This window comes from Campylobacter sp. TTU-622 (genome assembly GCF_016598965.1).
In the GTDB taxonomy this organism is placed as follows: domain Bacteria; phylum Campylobacterota; class Campylobacteria; order Campylobacterales; family Campylobacteraceae; genus Campylobacter_D.
In genome coordinates, this window is record NZ_JAENKR010000210.1 from 1 (window position 1) to 533 (window position 533).

The 533-nt window shown below is 22.3% G+C and carries 1 pseudogene; it reads left to right on the forward strand.

Going from position 1 to position 533, the window contains the following annotated elements:
- Positions 1-533, forward strand: a pseudogene (gene ceuC, locus JG677_RS08520) (enterochelin ABC transporter permease CeuC); the annotation flags it as partial.

Below are 533 nucleotides of genomic sequence, written 5' to 3' on the forward strand. Positions count from 1 at the left end.
TTATAGGACTTGATTCTTTATATACGCTTTTACAATCTTGTTTAATCTTTATCCTAGGTTCTACAAATTTAATTGTGTATAAAGAAAATATTAATTTCTTAATTTCTTTATTTTGTATGATAATCTTTTCTTTACTTTTATATAAGCTTCTTTTTAAAAATGAAAGAAATATTTATTTAATTATGCTTTTAGGAATTATTTTTGGAACATTTTTTTCTACCTTGGGAACTTTTTTTGAAGTTTTAATTGATCCTGATGAGTTTATGATTATCCAAGGAAGAATGTTTGCTAGTTTTGATAATATTGCAATTGATGTTTTATTTTTAGCAAGTATTATTACATTAATTAGTATTATTTTTGTTATTAAATATTTAAAATTTTTAGATCCATTAATTTTGGGTAAAGACTTAAGTATCAATTTAGGAATTAATTATCATAGAACTATAAAGCATCTTATGATAATTATAGCTATATTAACTTCTATAAGTACAGCTTTAGTCGGTCCTATCACGTTTTTAGGGCTTTTAGTGTGT